Genomic DNA, 19,437 nt, shown 5'->3' on the forward strand with positions numbered 1-19,437 from the left:
CCGCACCCGTCAGAGCCAGCCCTGCTGCCGTGCCGCCCTGACCGCCTCCATCCGGTTGCGCGTGCCCGTCTTCCCGATCGCGGCGGACAGGTAGTTGCGTACGGTCGACTCCGACAGGTGGAGCTTCAGCGCGATGTCGGCGACCGTCGCCCCGTCCACCGAGGCGACCAGCGCGTCGCGCTCCCGCGCGGTCAGCGGGCTCGGTCCGGCGCTCAGTGCGGCGGCGGCCAGGGCCGGATCGATGACGGTCTCCCCGGTCAGCACCCGGCGGATCGCCGCCGCGAGCTCCTCGACCGGACCGTCCTTCACCAGGAACCCCGCCGCACCCGCCTCCATCGCGCGCCGCAGATAGCCGGGCCGGCCGAAGGTGGTGAGGATCAGCACCCGGCAGTCCGGCACCTCCTCGCGCAGATCGGCGGCCGCGTCCAGCCCGCTGCGGCCCGGGAGTTCGATGTCGAGGAGCGCCACATCGGGCCGCGACGTCAGGGCGGCGGCCACGATCTCGTCGCCCGCGCCCACCTGGGCGACCACCTCGATGTCGGGCTCCAGACCGAGCAGCAGGGCGAGCGCGCCGCGCATCATGCCCTGGTCCTCGGCGAGCAGTACCCGTACGGACTTGGACGGCCGGTGATCCTGCGGCATCTCGTTCACGGGGAACAGAGTAGAGCGGGGCGGCCCGGGTTCATCCCGTCTGCCGCGCCCGGTACACCGTGACCCGGCGGCCGCGTTCGTCGGTTTCGGAGCAGCGGACGAAGTGCTCCTTCAGGACACGCCGTTTGGCCCGGTCGCGAGCGGTACGGGCGGACGGGGCGCCCGCGTCACTGACGACCACGATGCGGCGCGCGGTCAGCATGGCGTCCGCTATCTGTTCCGGGGTGCCCTCCACGCCGTTCATCGTGCCGGATTCCCACGGATCCCGGACCAGCGCCAGATCTCCGATCCCGGTGAAGTCGGCCGGCGAGACAAGGGCCGTGTCCCGACGGGCCGCGGGGATGTACAGCACCACATCACCCGCCTCGTGGACCGCGGCGACGTTCTCGGCCGTCGACAGCACGTCATCGATCCGGCTGGCCGGGCCGCGCAGTGACAGCTGGACGGGAAGCAGTCCGAGAAAGGCGGCAGCCGCGACCACCACGACCGGACGGCGCGGTGCCCCGCGCAGCCGCACCGCGAGGGCGCGGCACGCCGCGCCGATGAGCAGGGCGAGGCCGAGGTAACTGAACAGGACATACCGGGTGAGGTAGAGGGGGTGGGCCAGGGAGGCCACGAGCAGCAGCAGCGGAGGAACGGCCAACAGGGGCAGGGCGATGGAGGCGATCGGGATCCGGGCGCCGCTGGACGGCGTGCGGTCGCCCTTCCCCGGGCGGGCGAGCCAGGCACAGAGCACGCCCGCGAGCAGGGTCGGTGCGAGGCCGAGCAGGGTGCCCGGGAGGACCGGGGGGATCCAGGCGACCTGCCCCGCCTGGGCCTTGCTCGCCATGATGAGAGGCAGCGTTCCGGCTACGGCCGCGGACGCGGCGGCCCCCCAGCCCAGGACTGCCGGGCGGGGCGGGCGGGACAGCGCCAGCGTCACGGCGTGTGCGAACAGCACCAGGAGCGAGAACCAGTTGAGCAGGGCCGCCACCAGGAGGGTCGCGCCGTACGCCGTCCACCGGCCTGCCCCCGGACTGTCGACCGCCTCGACCAGCAGCAGGCAGGCGAGCGCCACGCAGGCCGTCACCAGCGCGTACGAACGCCCCTCCTGCGCGTACTGCTGGACTGCGGGGATCAGGGCGAAGGCCAGGCCCGCGGCGAGACCGGTGCACGGGCCGGCCAGGCGGGTGCCCAGGATGGTGATCAGGGCGGTGGCGCCGGCCATGGCCAGGACGGAGGGCAGCCGCAGGGAGAGCAGGCTGTCCCCGAAGACGGCGAAGACACCGTGCATGAACAGGTAGTAGAGGCCATGGACGACATCGGCCGTCTCCAGCAGGTGCCGGATCTCGGGAACGGACCGGTGGGCCACCTGCCAAGTCGCCGCCTCGTCACGCCACATGCTGTTTCCGCGGGTGATTCCCCACAGGCCGAGTAAGAGGGTGAGGGCTGCCGGGCCGACCGCGCGTGTGGTTCTGGGCATGGCGAAGCTCCGGGTCGCGGGACAAAGGAGGCGATCGGACACCGGGCAACCGCGCCGGGCCGTTCCGATCACCTGCAGCACGCTAGGCCGCCGACGCGATCTGGGTCGTCACCTGAGCCGACGACCCCGGGGGTCCGTCGCAGGAGCTAGAGGGGATGCGGCTTCAGCCGTACGGCGTAGTCCTCGCTCCGGGTTACGCGACCGGGTTCGGGCCGCCGCTCCCACCCGGCTCCCCCGGCGCGTCCACGGGCAGTTCCGCCGTGACCACGAAGCCGCCTGCCGGCCCGGGGCCCGCCTCCAGGGAGCCGCCGGCCACCGCGAGGCGTTCGGTGAGGCCCTTCAGGCCGGTGCCGCCGATGCCCGGGGTGGGCGGGGCGGCCGGGGTCCGGCCGTCGTCGGTGACCGTCAGACGGACCCGGTCCGCGGTGCCCTCGACGACGAACGCGCAGGTGGTGGCGGTGGAGTGGCGGACGACGTTGGTGACGGTCTCCCGGACCACCCAGCCCAGCAGCGCCTCCGTCTGCGGCGCGAGCGGGGGGCCCGAGCGGCGGACGGACGGTTCGATCCCGGCGGCGGTCAGCGCGGACCTGGCCCCGTCGAGTTCGGTGCCCAGGCTCCCCTCGCGGTAGCCGGATACCGCCTCGCGGATCTCGGTGAGCGCCTGCCGGCCGACGGACTCGATGTCGGCGACCTGCGTGAGCGCGGCGTCGATGTCACGCGGCGCGAGCCTGCGTGCCGCCTCCGACTTCACGACGATCACCGAGAGCGTGTGGCCCAGCAGGTCGTGCAGATCGCGGGAGAAGCGCAGCCGCTCCTTCTCGACGGCGGTACGGGCAAGTTCCTGGCGGGTGGAGCGCAGCTCCATCACGGTCTCCGCCAGGGTGAGGATCGCGGCCGTCACCGCACCCGAGATGAACGTCCCGTAGCCCAGCGTCCAGGGCGTGGGCCCCCCGTCCTCGCGCCACACCGAGATCAGACACGCGGAGACGGCGAGCCCGAGCAGCCCGACGGCCAGCAGGCGGTGGCGCAGGATGGTTCCGCACGCCAGCGAGAGCAGCGGGAAGTAGAGCAGCCAGCTGCCTCCGTAGCCGATCGCCAGCCCGAAGGTGATGACGGTCATCGCGCCCAGCAGGACGTACGACACCGGGCTCTCGCGCTTCTCCTTGACGAAGCCCCGGAACACCACGGAGATGTAGAGGGAGTTGAAGGCGAGCAGCCCGAGGCCGCCGATCCACGGGTTGGGGGTCTCGCCCTGGAAGAGGTTGGAGAAGGAGCCCAGGCCCATCAGCAGCCAGGGCAGCAGGGCGTACGGCCCCGGCGGGCCGGGGCGGCGCGTCTCCTCGCGCAGCCGGCGCCGTTCCTTCCTGGCCGCTCTTCCGTTCCTGGACATGTCCACTCCCGTCACACGGTCCTTGCGGACCGACGGTACGAGATCACGGCGTACGCACCGAACAGCAGGAGCCACGCAGCGAGTACACCGACCGTCGTGATGCCGGGGGCATGGCCGTCCGTGGCCGCCCAGCCCAGGTCGGCGAACCGGTTGGCCGGGGTGTACCTGCCCACGGACCGCAGCCACTCGGGCAGCAGTTCCAGCGGGAACCACAGCCCGCCGACGACACCGAAGCCCATCAGGCACGCGACGTTGACGACGCCGGTGCCCTGCGGGGTGAGCCGGTAGCCGTTGCCCAGGCCGAGCAGGGTGAAGGGCAGGGCGCCGATCCAGAGCAGCAGGACGAGGGCGGCCCACTGCCAGGCCGCCAGCCGTACTCCGTTCACCAGACCGCCGGCGAGCAGCACCGTCAGGATCGTCGGCAGCACGGTCACCGAACCGCTGATCGCCCGGCCCACGACCGCGTGCGCGGGAGGGAGCGGGGTGATCCTCAACTGCTGGAGCCATCCCAGGGACTTGTCGGACGCGACGCCCGTACCGATCGCCATGGCGGAGCCCAGCGCCCCGTACGCGGCCATGCCGACCATCGAAGCGGTCTTCCACCCGTCGACTCCGTCGCCGCCTCCGATGTTCGTGAAGATCAGATACATCATCACGGGCATTCCGGCGCCGAAGATCAGGAAGGTGCCGTCGCGCAGGGTGCGGCGGATCTCGAGCAGGACGTAGAGGAACATCAGACGGACTCCTTCGCGGATCGGGAGGGTGCGGCGGCCGGTGCGGTGAGGGAGAGGAAGGCGGCCTCCAGCGTCGCCCGGGACACCTGGAGACCCCGGACCAGGCCGAGCCGGGCCAGTTCCACCACGGTGGCGTCCGAGTCGTCCGTGTGCAGCACCGCCCTGTCCGCGGTCACCTCGACCGTCACGACGCCGGGCAGCAGCTCCAGGCCGCCGGTGGCCCGGCCCGCCAGGTCGAAGGAGACCCGGCTGTGGCCGGCCGCGGCCTTGATGGCCTCGCCGCTGCCGTCCGCGACGATCCGGCCGCGGTCGACGACGACGATCCGGTCGGCGTTCTCGTCCGCCTCCTCCAGGTAATGGGTGGAGAAGAGCACCGTGTTGCCGCGCCGGGCGTAGGCCCGCATGGACTCCCAGAACGCGTGCCGCCCCTCCACGTCCAGGGCGGCGGTCGGCTCGTCCAGCACGATCAGCTCCGGATTCCCGGCCAGCGCGACGGCGAACCGGACCCGCTGGATCTGGCCCCCCGAGAGCTTGTCGACCCGCCGGTCCGCGTACTCCGCCACACCCGCCAGGGCCAGCGCCTCGCCGAGCGGCAACGGCTTCGGGTAGGTGGAGGCGACGAACGCGATCAGCTCGCGGACGGTGACGCGCTGGATGGGCCGCCCGTCCTGGAGCATGGCGCCGACCGAGCCCGCCCGTACGGCCTGTTCGGGTGTACGGCCCAGGACGCGCACGCTGCCCGCGTCCGGTTCGTTCAGCCCGAGGAGCAGGCTGATCGCGGTGGACTTCCCCGCCCCGTTGCGGCCGAGCAGGGCGACGGTCTCGCCCCGTTCGACGGTCAGTCCGATCCCGTCCACGGCCCGCACCCGCTGCCCCGGCCTGCCGAAGGTCTTCACCACCCCGGTGAAGACCACCGCGGCCCCGTCCCCTGTCGTCTGCGTCATGCATACGACGCTACGGAGCCCGGACATGGAGCGGCAGAGGCGCATGTACGGACTCCGCGATGACAAATGTCATGGCCCGCAGCGGGGTGAGAACGCTGCCCCACAGCCGATCTGACGAGACGTCAGCAGTCTTCCCAAGTGCTGGACGCTGCGTTATACATAGGGCCAACCGGCTAGAACGCGTTCTAGAACGGGCGTGGTCTCCGGTCCCCGCACGACCTCGGTGCGGCCGACGGTGCGGACGGCCGCACCGAGGTCTTTCACCGTCGAGGAGCAGCTTCCCCATGCCCATTGATGCCGAAAAAGCTCTCGCTGCCGAACCCCGGACCAGCCACATCAGCTGGGACCACAAGGACGTCCAGCTCTACCACCTCGGGATCGGCGCCGGTGCCCGCCCCGACCTGGCCGACCCCGCCGTCGACCCCGGTGAGCTGCGCTACACCCTGGAGTCCCGGCTCCAGGTGCTGCCCTCCTTCGCCACCGTCGCGGGCGCGGGCACGGCCATGGCCGGGGGTCTTTCCGCACCCGGGGTCGACATCGACCTCGCGGCCGTCCTGCACGGCGGGCAGAGCGTCCGGGTGCACCGGCCGCTCCCCGTGAAGGGCGGCGCCCTGGCGACGTCGAAGGTGGCCGCGGTGTACGACAAGGTCAAGGCCGCCGTGCTGGTGCTGCGCACCGAGGCCGCCGACGACGACGGCCCGCTGTGGACCAGCGACTCCCAGATCTTCGTGCGCGGCGAGGGCGGGTTCGGCGGCGAGCGCGGCCCGTCCGAGCGGGTGGCCCACCCCGCCGTCGCCCCCGACCACGTCGTGGAGCGGCCGGTCCGCCCCGACCAGGCGCTGCTGTACCGCCTCTCCGGGGACTGGAACCCGCTCCACGCCGACCCGGGCTTCGCCGCGCGGGCCGGCTTCGACCGGCCCATCCTGCACGGGCTGTGCACCTACGGCATGACGCTCAAGGCCGTCACCGACACGGTGCTCGGCGGCGACGTGACCCGTATCCGCTCCTACCGCACCCGGTTCACCGGGGTCGTCTTCCCCGGCGAGACCCTCCGCATCGAGATGTGGACCGCCGGGAACCAGGTGCGCGTCGAGGTGAAAGCCGTGGAGCGGGACAACGCCACGGTCCTCGGCGACACCTTCGTCGAGCACTCCTGAATCCCAACCGCCGACCCGGCATCAGAGCACCGCAGGCCCGTGAGGGGAGCCGCACCATGCGCGCAGCCGTACTGCACGAGATAGGCCAGGACAAACTCGAAGTACTCGACGACGTCGAGGCGGTGGGCTTCGGCCCCGGCAAGGTGAGGCTCCGCATCCGGGCCACCGGGCTGTGCCACTCCGACGTCTCCGCGATGAGCGGAGTGCTCCCGCAGCCCGCTCCCTTCATCCCCGGCCACGAGGGCGCCGGCGAGGTCGTCGACGTCGGCGACGGGGTGACCGGGCTGAGCGCGGGGGACCGGGTGCTGGTCTGCTGGCTGCCGGCCTGTGGCACCTGCCCGGCCTGCAAGCGCGGCCAGACCCACCTGTGCCTCGCCGGTTTCATGAACGCGGGCACCCCCAACTTCAAGCGCCCCGGCGGTGACGTCTTCGGCTTCGCCGGGACCGGCACGTTCACCGAGGAGGTCGTCGTCGGCGCGGGCTGCGCCGTGCCGATCCCCGACGACGTGCCGTTCGAGATCGCCGCGCTGATCGGCTGCGGGGTCACCACCGGTCTCGGCGCCGCCATCAACACCGCGCAGGTGGAGGCCGGTTCCTCGGTCGCCGTGATCGGCTGCGGCGGTGTGGGCATCTCCACCATCCAGGGGGCCCGGGTGCAGGGCGCCGCCCAGATCGTCGCCGTGGACCCGGTGGCCTCCCGGCGCGAAGCGGCGCTGCGGTTCGGCGCGACCGAGGCGGTCTCACCCGACGAGTTCGCCGACGCCAAGCAGCGGATCACCGCGGGCGAGGGCTTCGACTACGTCTTCGAGGTCGTCGGCAAGTCCGCCACGGCCCGCACCGCGTACGAGCAGACCCGGCGCGGCGGCACCCTGTGCATCGTCGGCGCGGGCGCGATGGACGACAACTTCCAGGTCAACATGTTCGAGCTGTTCTTCGACGAGAAGCGCATCCTGCCCTCCATGTACGGGGGCGGGGACGTGCTCCGGTCGTACGAGCGGGCCATCGCGCTCTGGCGGGCCGGCCGCATCGACCTCGCATCGATGATCACCCACCGGGTGCGGCTCGACGGCATCAACGACGCCCTCGACCAGATGCGGACCGGCGAGTCGCTGCGCACCTGCGTCGAACTCTGAGACCCCGCCCCGCCCCCTCCCGAGAGGACCCCGAGAACCGATGTCACTTCCCCTGGACGGACTGTCCGCGATCGTCACCGGCGCCGGCCGCGGCCTCGGCCGGGCCGAGGCGCTGGAACTGGCGCGGCTCGGCGCGGCCGTCGTCGTCAACGACTACGGACAGCCCGGCCGCGACGGCTCGGGCGAGGCGTCCGCCGCGCCCGCAGAGGAGGTCGCCGAGGAGATCCGCGCCGCCGGCGGCCGGGCGGTCGCACACCTCGGCGACGTCTCCGACCACGAGCAGGCCCGCGCCCTCGTGGACCTGGCCGTCGAGACGTACGGGCGGCTCGACGTCCTCGTCAACAACGCGGGCATCCTGCGCGACCGGATGGTCTTCTCGATGACCGAGGACGAGTGGGACTCGGTCATACGGGTGCACCTCAAGGGCCACTTCAACACCACGCACTTCGCCGCCGCCCACTGGCGGTCGAGGTCGAAGGAATCCGGCGGCCCGGTCTACGGCCGGATCGTCAACACCTCGTCGGAGGCATTCCTGGCCGGCTCGGCGGGCCAGCCCAACTACGCGGCGGCCAAGGGCGGCATCGTCGGTCTGACCACCTCCACCGCGCTGGCGCTGGCCAAGTACGGCGTCACCGCCAACGCCATCTGCCCGCGCGCCCGGACCCGGATGACCGAGGACGTCTTCGCGGGCTTCGAGGAACCGCGGGACGGACGGCTCGACGCACTCGCGCCCGAGCACGTCTCGCCCCTCGTCGGCTACCTGGCCTCACCGGCGGCCGCCAAGGTCAACGGGCAACTGCTCGTGGTGCACGGCGGGATGGTCGCGATCGTCGACCGCCCCAGGGTGGCGGCGAAGTTCGACGCGGCGAAGGAGACGTTCTCCTTCGACGAGCTGGACGAACTGATCTCCCCGTACTACGCGGACCGGCCGCCGAACGAAACGTTCGCGGCGGCGGAGGTGCTCGGCCTCAAGCGCGGCTGACCGCCGGGTGGACGCGCACGGAGGAGGGCCCCCGCAGCCGGCCGGCTGCGGGGGCCCTCCTCTCTCTCGTCGCATTTCCCGGGCGGTCAGGCCGCCCTGCCGCCCCCTCGGAGGGGCGGCGGTGACGGCCGTGCGGTTGAGCCGCAGAATCGTCCGTCGCCACACCTCCTCGGTGCTTTCCGGAGCCGCCGTCTGCGGCCCATTGCGCGTCCGCCCCCGGCGGACGCGTCTGGGTCGTGTCGGATCGCGCCTCAGACATCTGGGAAGTCACCCCGTTGTGATCGCTTGCGTGCTGGTCTGCGGGGCCCTCGCACCACCGCTCGGGAACGGTCACCGTCGGCGACCGCGGTGCGCGATTGCGTGAGATCCCCGGCTCAACTCTAGTCAGGTGCCGTACGCCCCACGAGAGGCGCCTGCCCCAGTGGAACGGGTCTACACACAGGAGGAGGCGTCACGGCGGCGGAGGGTTGCCCACCGCTTTCCGCGCATCCCGCCGAAGCCGCCTCCCCGGACGGATCCACGTCGGCCGGGGCCGTCAGGAACGCCAGCGCGCAGGGAGCGTCCTCGTTCGCGTACGGCAGCCTGAGGACGCCGTCGCGCGACCAGACCCCGCTGCCGGCCAGCCAGCCCCCGGGCGCGGCGAGCTGGTGCAGCCGCCGGCCCGACGGGCGCCAGACCCCCACCCAGCTGCCGGCCGCCCCGTCGATCCGCAGGGCCACCGCGCAGCTCTCCGGCATCAGCATCTGCCCCGGCTGCACCGCGAACGGCGTCACGGCGACGTCCGGCAGACGCAGGCACTCGGGGAAGCGCACCGGCAGACAACTGCCCAGCACCCCCCAGCCGATCCGGTCGTGCCCCGGCGCGTCGGAGCGGATCAGCAGCAGACCGCTGTCCGGATCGGCGAGCAGCAGCCGGTCGTCACTGTCCGGTGCGATCTGCAGCAGCGGCGTCATTTCCCCGCCGCGTCCCAGGTCCACCGCGACCGCCTTCACCGGTCCGCCGCCCGCCGGTTCCCGGTCCAGGGCCAGCAGCCGGCCCGCCCGGTCGAGCCAGACCCCGCCGGAACAGCGCCCCGGCAGGTCCGCGATGTGCTCCGGCCCGAACGCGCCGCCCGCCACCAGCCAGAGACCGGTGGAGTACGCACCGGTCGACAGGGCGTACGCGCTGACGCCGTCCGGCGACGGCGGCAGCAGGGTCAGCTCGGGGTGTTCGACGGCGCCCAGCGAAAGTTCACCGGTGCCGGGCCCGGTCGGATAGAGCAGCGAGAAGGTATGGCGGTCGGCGACCCGGCGCCGGATCAGGACCCTGCCGTCGGCGAGCGGCAGCACCTGCGAGCCGGCCTCCTCAGGCCGGTCCAGCGGGAGCGGCACCGCGTACGGCTCGGGGCCGTCCAGCGTCCAGCGCTCCGCGTAGCGGGCGGTCCGGCCGGCCGCTCCCGTCCCGGCGGCGGTCGTGAGCCGTGCCGCGTAGGCCCCGTCGGTCGTGAGCGTGAACGCGGGCAGGACCGTTTCGCCAGGGTCGTGCTCCGGCGGCCCGGGCTCCACCGGCTCGGCCGGACCCGCGGCGCCCCCGGCCGGATCCGGTGCCTCCTCGGCTCCGTCCGGCTCGTCGGACTCCGGCTCCACCGTCTCGCCGGTTCCGGCCGCCTCAGCGGTCCCGTCCTCAATGGCACAGGCAGTCATCGACTCGTCACCTCCGGCCACCGAAGCTAGTTTTCGCACTCGCTACCGAACAACACGGGCGTGACCACTTCACACATAAGGGTGGTGATGCCCGGATTCACCTGAGAAGACGGGGGTGGGTGTGCTCTGGGGGGTCAGGGGTGTCTAAGGTAAGGCATTCCTAAGTGTTACCTGTGTGACCCTCGACTGGAGCAAGTGATGTCCCTTCGTCGCCGCGGCACCGCCGCAGTCGGCCTGGCCGTTGTGGCCGCCCTGTCCCTCTCGGCCTGCGGAAGCGACGACGCGTCCGACGCCTCCGGCAAGTCCGAGGCCGGCGGTGACAAGAAGGCGGCGGTGGCGACCGGTGGCAAGGACTTCGGCGACGCGGCCAAGAAGACCGCGACGTACGGCACCGACGCCCCGGCGGGCACCTTCCCCCGTACCGTCACGCACGCGATGGGCACGACCGAGCTCAAGGCGGCCCCGAAGCGGGTCGTCGTGCTCGACGTCGGCGAGTTCGACAACGTCGTCTCGCTGGGGGTGAAGCCGGTGGGTTACGCCCCCTCCGAGGGCGACGCGGCGATCCCGTCGTACCTGAAGAAGGACGCGGGCGATCCCAAGAACGTCGGCACGATCAACAACCTCAACCTCGAGGCGATCGCCGGGCTCAAGCCCGACCTGATCCTCGGCAGCCAGCTGCGCGCCGCGGACAAGTACGACGAGCTGTCCAAGATCGCGCCGACCGTGTTCTCCATCCGCCCGGGCTTCACCTGGAAGGAGAACTACCTCCTCAACGCCGCGGCGCTCGACAAGACCGCCAAGGCGAAGTCGGCCCTCGGCGCCTACGAGGTGAACGCGAAGAAGCTCGGCGAGGACATCGGCCCGAAGAAGCCGACCATCTCCATGGTCCGTTACCTGCCGGACAAGATCCGCCTCTACGCCAAGGCCTCGTTCATCGGCACGATCCTCGACGACGCCGGCCTGCCGCGGCCGGAGAACCAGCAGATCGACGAGCTCGCCGCGGAGATCAGCCCCGAGAAGATCGACGAGGCGGACGCCGACTGGATCTTCACCGGTGTGTACGGCGACGTGAAGGCCACCAAGCGCGACACGGCCCAGGCCAACCCGCTGTGGAAGAACCTCGACGCCGTCAAGGGTGGCCGGGCCAAGAACGTCTCCGACGAGACCTGGTACCTGGGCCTCGGCGTCACCGCGGCGAACCTCGTCCTCGACGACCTGCGCGCGGACCTCGTCAAGTAGCGGTGGCGAGGACCCGGCCGAGTAGCGGCGGCGCGGACCTCGTGACGTAACGATTCATACCGGCCGGCGGCCCGATGGCGCGGGTCCGACCGGGCATGGGATGTGGGGCACGGAGGCCAGGTAGCCTTTCCTCCGTGCCCCGTCTGTCTGAAGTCATCGCCGAGCTCGACGCCCTGTGGCCGCCCGGGCGGGCCGAAGGATGGGATGCGGTCGGCACCGTCTGCGGCGATCCGGACGCCGGGGTCGACCGGGTGCTCTTCGCCGTCGACCCCGTCCAGGAGATCGCGGACGAGGCCCTGAAGCTCGGCGCCCAGCTGATCGTCACCCACCACCCGCTCTATCTGCGCGGTACGACGACGGTCGCGGCCGGCACCTTCAAGGGCCGCGTCGTGCACACCCTCATCAAGCACGACATCGCCCTGCACGTGGCCCACACCAACGCGGACTCCGCGGACCCCGGCGTCTCCGACGCCCTGGCCGGCGCCCTCGACCTGCGCGTCGAGCGGCCCCTCGTCCCGGACCCCACCGACCCCGCGGGCCGCCGCGGCCTCGGCCGCGTCTGCACGCTCGACCACCCCGAGACGCTGGGCGCCTTCGCCGCCCGTGCCGCCGCCCGGCTGCCCGCCACCGCGCAGGGCATCCGCCTCGCGGGCGATCCGGAGGCCCTCGTGCGGACCGTCGCGGTGAGCGGCGGATCGGGTGACAGCCTCTTCGACGCGGTGCGCGCCGCCGGCGTGGACGCCTTCCTCACCGCGGACCTGCGCCACCACCCGGCCTCCGAGGCCGTCCAGCACTCGTCGCTCGGCCTGGTCGATGCCGCACACTGGGCCACCGAGTGGCCGTGGTGCGAGCAGGCGGCCACCCAGCTCGACGCGATTTCCGACCGCCACGGATGGGACCTGCGGGTCCACGTCTCGAAGCAGGTCACCGACCCCTGGACCACCCACCACTCTTCTGGAGCCCCCAACTGAACGCCGCGCCCGCCGACCAGATCCGACTCCTCGACGTCCAGGCCCTCGACCAGCGCCTCTCCCAGCTCGCGCACCGGCGCAGGTCCCTGCCCGAGCACGCCGAGATCGAGTCGCTCACGGCCGACCTCGCCCAGCTCCGTGACCTCCTCGTCGCCTCGACGACCGAGGAGAGCGACACCGCCCGCGAGCAGACCAAGGCGGAGCACGACGTCGACCAGGTGCGCCAGCGCGCCGCCCGCGACCAGCAGCGCCTGGACTCCGGCGCGGTCACCTCGCCCAAGGACCTGGAGAGCCTCCAGCGCGAGATCGTCTCCCTAGCCAAGCGCCAGGGCGACCTGGAGGACGTCGTCCTCGAAGTCATGGAGCGCCGCGAGTCCGCCCAGGAGCGGGTCGCCGAGCTGACCGACCGGGTCTCCGCCGTGCAGGCCAAGGTCGACGACGCCACCGCCCGCCGGGACGCCGCGACGCAGGAGCTCGACGCGGAGACCGCCACGGTCACCAAGGAGCGCGAGGTCGTCGCCGGTTCCGTCCCCGCGGACCTGCTCAAGCTGTACGACAAGCTCAGCGCCCAGCAGGGCGGGGTGGGCGCCGCCCGCCTCTACCAGCGCCGCTGCGAGGGCTGCCGTCTCGAGCTGAACATCACCGAGGTCAACGACGTGAAGGCCGCGTCCCCCGACACGGTGCTGCGCTGCGAGAACTGTCACCGCATCCTGGTCCGCACCGCGGACTCGGGCCTGTAATGACGCAGCCGCGCCGGTTCGTCGTCGAGGCCGACGGTGGCTCCCGGGGCAACCCGGGGCCTGCCGGTTACGGCGCGGTCGTCATCGACCCGGCGACGGGGGAGACCCTGGCCGAGGCCGCCGAGTACATCGGCGTCGCGACGAACAACGTCGCCGAGTACAAGGGCCTCATCGCCGGACTCCGCGCCGTGCGCGCGCTGCTGCCGGACGGGCCGGCGGACGACGGTCCGCAGGTCCGTGTCCGGATGGACTCCAAGCTGGTCGTGGAACAGATGTCGGGACGCTGGAAGATCAAGCACCCCGACATGAAACCGCTCGCGGCCGAGGCCGCGCGCGTCCTGCCCGCCTCCGCCGTCACGTACGAGTGGATCCCGCGCGAGAAGAACAAGCACGCGGACCGGCTCGCCAACGAGGCGATGGACGCGGGCAAGCGCGGCAAGCAGTGGGAACCGTCCGCCTCGACGGCGGACCTCGACACTCCGAGGTCCTCGGTGGCCGCCGCCCTGCCGCCGGTCTCCGGACCGCCCGGTGACGCGACGGCCGGTGCGGCGAGGGCCCGGGCGGCGCTGAACCGTCCCGCTCCCGCCGCCACGGCCACCCCGCAGGTCGGCTGGGCCGCCGCCCCGGACCTCGGCGAGCCCGCCACCTTCGTGCTGCTGCGCCACGGCGAGACCGCCCTCACCCCCGAGAAGCGGTTCTCCGGCAGCGGCGGCACCGACCCCGAGCTCTCCGCCGTCGGCCGCGGACAGGCCGAGCACGCCGCCGACGCCTTCGCCGCCCGCGGGACGGTCCAGGAGATCGTCAGCTCCCCGCTGCGCCGCTGCCGTGAGACGGCCGGCGCCGTCGCGGCGCGGCTGGGCCTGGAGGTCCGGATCGAGGACGGGCTGCGCGAGACGGACTTCGGCGCCTGGGAGGGCCTGACGTTCGGCGAGGTCAGGGAGCGGTACGGCGCCGATCTGGACGCCTGGCTCGCCTCCGCGAAGGCGGCCCCCACCGGGGGCGGCGAGAGCTTCGCCGAGGTCGCCCGCCGCGTCGCCACCACCCGCGACCGCCTCGTCACCCGCTACGCCGGACGCACGGTCCTCGTGGTCACGCACGTCACGCCCATCAAGACCCTGGTCCGGCTGGCACTCGGCGCACCGCCGGAGTCGCTGTTCCGGATGGAGCTCTCAGCGGCGTCGGTGTCGGCTGTCGCCTACTACGCGGACGGCAACGCCTCCGTACGGCTGCTGAACGACACGTCCCACCTGCGGTAACGCCCTGCGGACAGCACTCGGCCCCATCGGCGGGGGGAGGCCGATGGGGCCGAGGCGGTTCCGGCGGGCCGGGGGATTGCCGGCCGGAACCCGGGTCACCCGGAGTCCGGGTCACGTGTCCCTGAGGACCTCGTGCCCCGGTTGCCGGGGAGCATGCACGCGCAACCGTGAAATCTCGTGGCGTTCAACCGCGCAGCGCCGCCGCCTCTGCGGCCAGGCGCTCCACACGCGCCCAGTCCCGGGCCGCCACCGCGTCGCCGGGGACCATCCAACTGCCGCCCACACAGCCGACGTTCGGCAGGGCCAGGTAAGAAGGCGCCGAGGCCAGGGAGACGCCGCCGGTCGGGCAGAAGCGGGCCTGCGGGAGCGGGGCGGAGAGGGCCTTCAGGTAGGCCGTGCCCCCTGCCGCCTCCGCCGGGAAGAACTTCATCTCGGTGACCCCGCGCTCCAGCAGCGCGACCACTTCGGACGTCGTCGACACACCCGGCAGGAATGGCACCCCCGACGCCTTCATCGCGTCCAGCAGCGCGTCCGTCCAGCCGGGGCTCACCAGGAACCGGGCGCCCGCGGCCACCGTGTCGGAGACGTTCCGCGCCGAGATCACCGTGCCGGCGCCGACCACCGCGTCCGGTACCTCCGCCGCGATCGCCTTGATGGCGTCCAGGGCGGCGGCGGTCCGCAGCGTCACCTCGATCGCCGGAAGCCCGCCCGCGACCAGGGCCCGGGCGAGCGGCACCGCGTCGCCGGCGTCCTCCAGAACGACGACGGGCACGACGGGGGCGAGGTCCAGTACGGAGGAGGTCATGCCCCCATCCTGCACCGACCACCGCACCGTACGCAACGAACGTTGCACAGGATGCAACAGCAGGTCCGCCGACACAGTGGAACGGCGTCAGCAGGTCTCCGTCAGCAGCTGGATCTCCGCCAGTGGCTGGATCTCCGCCAGTAGGTAGATCTCCGTCTGGAGGTCCCCGTCAGGAGGTCCTCCTCAGTGGATCTCCGTCACCACCACGTCCAGCTCCCACGTTCGCCCGGGCCGTGCGGGAGCCGCTGCCTCCACCACGTACCCCAGGTCCCGCAGGGCCGTCACCAGCTCCGCAGGACCCTTCGGCCGGACCCCCGCCCGCAGCAGATCGCGGACCATCCGCCCCTTCGTCGCCTTGTTGAAGTGGCTGACGACCGACCGCTTCTCCACCCCGTCCACCCGTTGCGAGTGCAGCACCCGCACGCTCGCCGTGCGCTCCGCCACCTCACCCTTCGGCTTCCACGCCGCGGTGTACGCGGACGACCGCAGGTCCAGCACCAGGCCGTCCCCCGCCGCCTCCGGCATGACCTCCGCCATCGGCGCCCGCCAGAAGGCCCCGAGAGCGCCGAGCCCCGGCAGCTTCACGCCCATCGCGCAGCGGTAGGGCGGAATCCGGTCGCCCACCCGCACCGCACCCCACAGCCCGGAGAAGACCAGCAGCGACTTCCCGGCCCGGCGACGGGCGGCCGCGTCGAGGGACGCCAGGTCCAGTGCGTCGTACAGCACCCCGGTGTAGAGCTCGCCGGCCGGACGCGCGCCCGCGGTCCGCAGTTCGACGTTCTTCGCGATCTCGCCGCGCAGCCCCTCGCTGAGCCCCAGCACCACGCGGGCCTTCTCCTCGTCCGCCGCGCACAGCTCCACCAGCCCGTCCAGCACGGCGGCCCGCGCCCCGGCCAGACCCGGCAGCGAGAGCGACTCGGGCTTCAGGGGTGCCCCGCGCCCCGAGGCGGCCTTTCCTTCGGAGGGCGGCAACAGCACGAGCACGGCGGTTCTCCTTCGTACGTATGGAAAAGGGGCCCCGGCCTGCGCACGCGACCCCCGCCGCGTCACCCGGATGCCGGGGATGCCCCTCGCGCCAGCGTACGGGGAGCGGACGACCGCCCCCTCCGCCACCCGGGATGCCGCCCGCCCCGCCCCGCCATACGCTCGGTCCATGCCCCGCCGCCAGCTCCACATGACCGGCGCAGCCGACACCCCGCTGCGGGCGGCCCTCGGCGCACTGCGCACCGAGCTCGGACTCGCCGACGGCTTTCCCGCCGACGTGCTCGCCGAGGCGGCCGACGCGGCGCGCAACCCGGTGCTCTCCGGGCACGAGGACGCCACGGACCTGCCGTTCCTCACCATCGACCCGCCCACCTCCACGGACCTCGACCAGGCGATGCACCTGGAACGCCGGGGCCGCGGCTACCGGGTGCACTACGCCATCGCCGACGTGGCCGCCTTCGTCCGCCCCGGCGGCGCGCTCGACACCGAGGCCCACCGCCGGGTGACCACGCTCTACTTCCCCGACGGCAAGGTGCCGCTCCACCCCGCGTCACTCTCCGAGGGCGCCGCCAGCCTGCTGCCCGGCGAGACCCGCCCCGCCGTGCTCTGGGAGATCGACCTCGACGGCGAGGGCCGCACCGAAGTCATCCGGGTGCGCCGGGCCCTCGTACGCAGCCGCGCCAAACTCGACTACGCGGGCGTGCAGCGGCAGATCGAGGCGGGTACCGCCGAGGAGCCCCTCGCCCTGCTCAAGGACATCGGCACGCTGCGCGAGGAACAGGAGATCGCGCGCGGCGGCATCTCCCTCGACGTGCCCGAACAGGAGATCGTCGAGCGCGACGGCAGTTACGGACTCGAATACCGCGCCCCGCTCCCCGCCGACGGCTGGAACGCCCAGATCTCGCTGCTCACCGGCATGGCCGCGGCCCGGCTGATGCGGGAAGCCGGTACCGGCATCCTGCGAACGCTCCCGGTCGCCCCCGACGGCGCGGTGGCCCGCCTGCGCCGCTCGGCCGAGGCCCTGCACATCGACTGGCCGCACCACGTCCCGTACGCACAGGTCGTCCGTACGCTCGACCCGACGAGGACCAACCACGCCGCCTTCCTCCAGGACTGCACCACCCTGCTGCGCGGCGCCGGCTACACCGTCTTCGAGCACGGCGAGCTGCCCACCCCGGCCGTGCACGCCGCCGTCGCCGACCTCTACACGCACTGCACCGCGCCGCTGCGCCGCCTCGTCGACCGGTACGCGTCCGAACTGTGCGTCGCGGCCGCCGCGGACCGCGAACCTCCCGCATGGGTCCTGACCGCGCTCCCGGCCCTGCCCAAGGAGATGGCGGACGGGACCCGGCGCGCCAACACGGTGGAGCGCGAGTGCGTCGACCTCGTCGAGGCGGCGCTGCTCAAGGACCGGGTCGGTGCGGTCTTCGACGGGTACGTGGTGGACGTGAAGGAGCAGGAGCCGACCACCGGCACCGTCCACATCGACGACCCGGCGATCGTCGCCCGCATCGAGGGCGGCACCGCCGAACTCCCCCTGGGGCAGCGGCTGAGGGTCCGCCTCACCCAGGCGGATCCGGGATCGTCGAAGGTGCTGTTCGCCCCCGCGTGAGCGCGGCCACGGCAGCGCGCGGATCATCGGCGTGGAAGCGGACCGCGACCGCCTGCCCGCGACCGCCGAGCGGCCGCACGAAGCCCAGCGGCGCGGTCAGCTCGACCGTCACCGTCGTCTGGCCGCCGACGGCGAGCTCGAGCACCCCGTCCGGATCCAGTCGCACCAACCCGCCCTCGGGGAAACGACGTTCCACGCGCACGGCGGCGATCGCGGCAGCCGGGACCCGCAGATCGAAGAGGGCCCCGTAACGCACGCGCAGCGATCCGTCCGCGCCCACGACGTGCGGGCGGGTCACACAGCCGGCGTGCAGGGCGAGCACCAACAGCACCCCGTACACATCCAGTACGAGCACGATCCGGTGCACGACCGGCCAGGGGATCAGCAGCGCCAGCATCACCGTCTCCACCACCGAGACGAAGACCAGTCCGTACATCGTCGCCGTCTGCGGCCCGGTGTACGGGACGGCCGACGCCCCCTCGGGTACGGCGTGCCGCCGCCGCAGCACCCACAGCCCCAGGCTGTGCAGGGCCCGCGCCTCGTGCGCGACGAGCCGGCGCACCGTCACCGGCACGACCGTCCGCAGCGCCGCACTCATCGCCGCCCGCCGCCCGGCACCCACACGCCTCTCCGCCCGCCACAGCCGCCCGAACACGACGGCCTCCAGCACGAACGCCGACAGGACCGCCGCCTCCGCGCCGGCGAGCGCCGCCCCCGGTATCCGTACGCCGGCCATCAGGCACACCGCCACCGCCAGTTCGGCAGGCAGCACGACCGCGGCCACGAGCCGCGCGGCCCGTACCCCTCTCATCGCTCCGGCCTCCCCTTCATCCGCTCCGTCAGCGCCGCCATCACCCGGCGCACCACCTCGGACTGCGCGGGCGGATAGTCCGCCAGCAGCGCCTCACCGAACCCCGTCAGCGCCGGCCCGTCGTCAGGGATCGCCGCAAGCACCTCGTCCGGCACGAGGGCGGCCATCCTCGCGGCCAGCGGCGCGACGCGTGGATCGTCCACGGGCGCCGCGTCGAGCGCGTCCAGCTCCTCGTACAGCGCCAGCACGGCCGGATCACCGGCCAGCTCCCGCAGCGCGGCGTACACCTCGCCGCTGCCGCCGCCCGCCGTGTCCAGCAGCGCCAGATGTTCCCGGTCCCTGGCAGCGGAGGGGGAGTCGGTGACGGGTCCGGCGGCCAGCAGCCCGGCCAACGCGGGCGACACGGGCCCCACCCCGTCCATCACCGCCCCGTCCCTCAACCGCGCCAGCCGCAGCCGCCGTTCCCGGATCTCCCGCTCCTGCCGCGCCAGGTCGGCGTCCAGCTCACGCAGTACGTCCCCGAGCGGCCGCCCGGCGTCACCGGCGAGCACCTCGCGCACCTCGTCCAGCCCGAGCCCCAGCTCGGTGAGCCGCCGGATCCGGGCCAGCAGCACGGCGTCGCGCACGGTGTAGGAGCGGTAGCCGTTGGCCCGGCGGGCGGGCTCGGCCAGCAGGCCGATCTGGTGGTAGTGCCGCACGGCCCGGGGAGTGAGCCCGACGAGCGCGGCGATCTCTCCGATGCGCATGGGGCCAGTAGAAACCCTGACGCCGCGGCAAGGTCAAGAGGCCGGGCCGCGCCCCCCGGTCCCCGCCGCGCCCCTCCTCGTCTCGTACGATCGCGCCTTCGGCCCCACACCCCGGGCCCGCAGGAAGAGGAGGACCGG

General features: G+C 73.0%; 18 protein-coding genes. 8 read left to right on the forward strand and 10 right to left on the reverse strand.

Annotated elements, in window-relative coordinates; all coding sequences use genetic code 11:
- Positions 1-9: 9 nt before the first annotated feature.
- From ACFYPA_RS12915 to ACFYPA_RS12935, 5 genes are all read right to left on the reverse strand, one after another.
- Positions 10-642 (reverse strand): response regulator transcription factor, encoded by a 633-nt coding sequence (locus ACFYPA_RS12915; protein WP_359081659.1) that lies wholly within the window; start codon positions 640-642, stop codon positions 10-12.
- A gap of 40 nt (positions 643-682) precedes the next feature.
- Complete coding sequence (locus ACFYPA_RS12920) at positions 683-2,113, reverse strand: glycosyltransferase family 39 protein (protein WP_389131554.1); 1,431 nt, start codon at positions 2,111-2,113, stop codon at positions 683-685.
- 193 nt (positions 2,114-2,306) lie between these two features.
- Positions 2,307-3,503, reverse strand: coding sequence for a sensor histidine kinase (locus tag ACFYPA_RS12925; protein WP_389131557.1), 1,197 nt, complete (start codon positions 3,501-3,503; stop codon positions 2,307-2,309).
- Between the two features lie 11 nt (positions 3,504-3,514).
- Positions 3,515-4,237 carry an ABC transporter permease gene (locus ACFYPA_RS12930; RefSeq protein ID WP_389131560.1) on the reverse strand — a complete coding sequence of 241 codons (723 nt, stop codon included), beginning with the start codon at positions 4,235-4,237 and terminating at the stop codon, positions 3,515-3,517.
- Positions 4,237-5,181, reverse strand: coding sequence for an ABC transporter ATP-binding protein (locus ACFYPA_RS12935; protein ID WP_359081287.1), 945 nt, complete (start codon positions 5,179-5,181; stop codon positions 4,237-4,239). The genes ACFYPA_RS12930 and ACFYPA_RS12935 overlap by 1 nt, the downstream gene beginning before the upstream one ends.
- Positions 5,182-5,465: 284 nt before the next feature.
- On the opposite strand from ACFYPA_RS12935, the gene ACFYPA_RS12940 reads away from it, so the two are divergent.
- Genes ACFYPA_RS12940 through ACFYPA_RS12950 form a run of 3 tightly spaced genes read left to right on the forward strand, consistent with a single transcriptional unit; the run spans position 5,466 to position 8,453 of the window.
- Positions 5,466-6,338, forward strand: coding sequence for a MaoC/PaaZ C-terminal domain-containing protein (locus ACFYPA_RS12940; protein WP_359318490.1), 873 nt, complete (start codon positions 5,466-5,468; stop codon positions 6,336-6,338).
- A gap of 56 nt (positions 6,339-6,394) precedes the next feature.
- A complete protein-coding gene (locus ACFYPA_RS12945) occupies positions 6,395-7,471 on the forward strand; it encodes a Zn-dependent alcohol dehydrogenase (protein WP_389131564.1) in 1,077 nt (358 codons plus the stop codon).
- Positions 7,472-7,511: 40 nt separating this feature from the next.
- Positions 7,512-8,453, forward strand: coding sequence for a 3-oxoacyl-ACP reductase (locus tag ACFYPA_RS12950; protein ID WP_359081281.1), 942 nt, complete (start codon positions 7,512-7,514; stop codon positions 8,451-8,453).
- Between the two features lie 380 nt (positions 8,454-8,833).
- Here ACFYPA_RS12950 and ACFYPA_RS12955 read toward each other — a convergent pair whose 3' ends face one another.
- A complete protein-coding gene (locus ACFYPA_RS12955) occupies positions 8,834-10,135 on the reverse strand; it encodes a hypothetical protein (RefSeq protein ID WP_359355050.1) in 1,302 nt (433 codons plus the stop codon).
- Between the two features lie 198 nt (positions 10,136-10,333).
- Here ACFYPA_RS12955 and ACFYPA_RS12960 point away from each other — a divergent pair, with 198 nt between their 5' ends.
- From ACFYPA_RS12960 to ACFYPA_RS12975, 4 genes are all read left to right on the forward strand, one after another.
- Positions 10,334-11,374: an iron-siderophore ABC transporter substrate-binding protein gene (locus ACFYPA_RS12960; RefSeq protein WP_359081278.1), complete on the forward strand. Its 1,041-nt coding sequence runs from the start codon at positions 10,334-10,336 to the stop codon at positions 11,372-11,374.
- A 134-nt stretch (positions 11,375-11,508) separates the two neighbouring features.
- Positions 11,509-12,345 carry a Nif3-like dinuclear metal center hexameric protein gene (locus ACFYPA_RS12965; protein ID WP_359081276.1) on the forward strand — a complete coding sequence of 279 codons (837 nt, stop codon included), beginning with the start codon at positions 11,509-11,511 and terminating at the stop codon, positions 12,343-12,345.
- The gene (locus ACFYPA_RS12970) at positions 12,342-13,085 is read left to right on the forward strand and encodes a C4-type zinc ribbon domain-containing protein (protein ID WP_356322194.1); all 744 of its coding nucleotides are present in this window, start codon (positions 12,342-12,344) and stop codon (positions 13,083-13,085) included. Before ACFYPA_RS12965 ends, ACFYPA_RS12970 begins: the two co-directional genes overlap by 4 nt.
- Positions 13,085-14,341: a bifunctional RNase H/acid phosphatase gene (locus ACFYPA_RS12975; RefSeq protein WP_389131569.1), complete on the forward strand. Its 1,257-nt coding sequence runs from the start codon at positions 13,085-13,087 to the stop codon at positions 14,339-14,341. The genes ACFYPA_RS12970 and ACFYPA_RS12975 overlap by 1 nt, the downstream gene beginning before the upstream one ends.
- Before the next feature lie 184 nt (positions 14,342-14,525).
- On the opposite strand, the gene eda is transcribed toward ACFYPA_RS12975, so the two are convergent.
- Positions 14,526-15,146, reverse strand: coding sequence for a bifunctional 4-hydroxy-2-oxoglutarate aldolase/2-dehydro-3-deoxy-phosphogluconate aldolase (eda, locus tag ACFYPA_RS12980; RefSeq protein WP_359081273.1), 621 nt, complete (start codon positions 15,144-15,146; stop codon positions 14,526-14,528).
- Positions 15,147-15,329: 183 nt separating this feature from the next.
- Positions 15,330-16,130 (reverse strand): peroxide stress protein YaaA, encoded by an 801-nt coding sequence (gene yaaA, locus ACFYPA_RS12985; RefSeq protein ID WP_389131572.1) that lies wholly within the window; start codon positions 16,128-16,130, stop codon positions 15,330-15,332.
- 190 nt (positions 16,131-16,320) lie between these two features.
- Here yaaA and ACFYPA_RS12990 point away from each other — a divergent pair, with 190 nt between their 5' ends.
- Positions 16,321-17,742: an RNB domain-containing ribonuclease gene (locus ACFYPA_RS12990; RefSeq protein WP_389131733.1), complete on the forward strand. Its 1,422-nt coding sequence runs from the start codon at positions 16,321-16,323 to the stop codon at positions 17,740-17,742.
- On the opposite strand, the gene ACFYPA_RS12995 is transcribed toward ACFYPA_RS12990, so the two are convergent.
- Both ACFYPA_RS12995 and ACFYPA_RS13000 read right to left on the reverse strand, forming a co-directional pair.
- Positions 17,693-18,553: a hypothetical protein gene (locus tag ACFYPA_RS12995; RefSeq protein WP_389131575.1), complete on the reverse strand. Its 861-nt coding sequence runs from the start codon at positions 18,551-18,553 to the stop codon at positions 17,693-17,695. The genes ACFYPA_RS12990 and ACFYPA_RS12995 overlap by 50 nt on opposite strands.
- A complete protein-coding gene (locus tag ACFYPA_RS13000) occupies positions 18,550-19,299 on the reverse strand; it encodes a MerR family transcriptional regulator (RefSeq protein WP_359081265.1) in 750 nt (249 codons plus the stop codon). The genes ACFYPA_RS12995 and ACFYPA_RS13000 overlap by 4 nt, the downstream gene beginning before the upstream one ends.
- Between the last annotated feature and the right edge of the window lie 138 nt (positions 19,300-19,437).

Origin of the sequence: Streptomyces sp. NPDC005775 (genome assembly GCF_042871565.1) — a bacterium.
Taxonomy (GTDB): Bacteria; Actinomycetota; Actinomycetes; order Streptomycetales; family Streptomycetaceae; genus Streptomyces.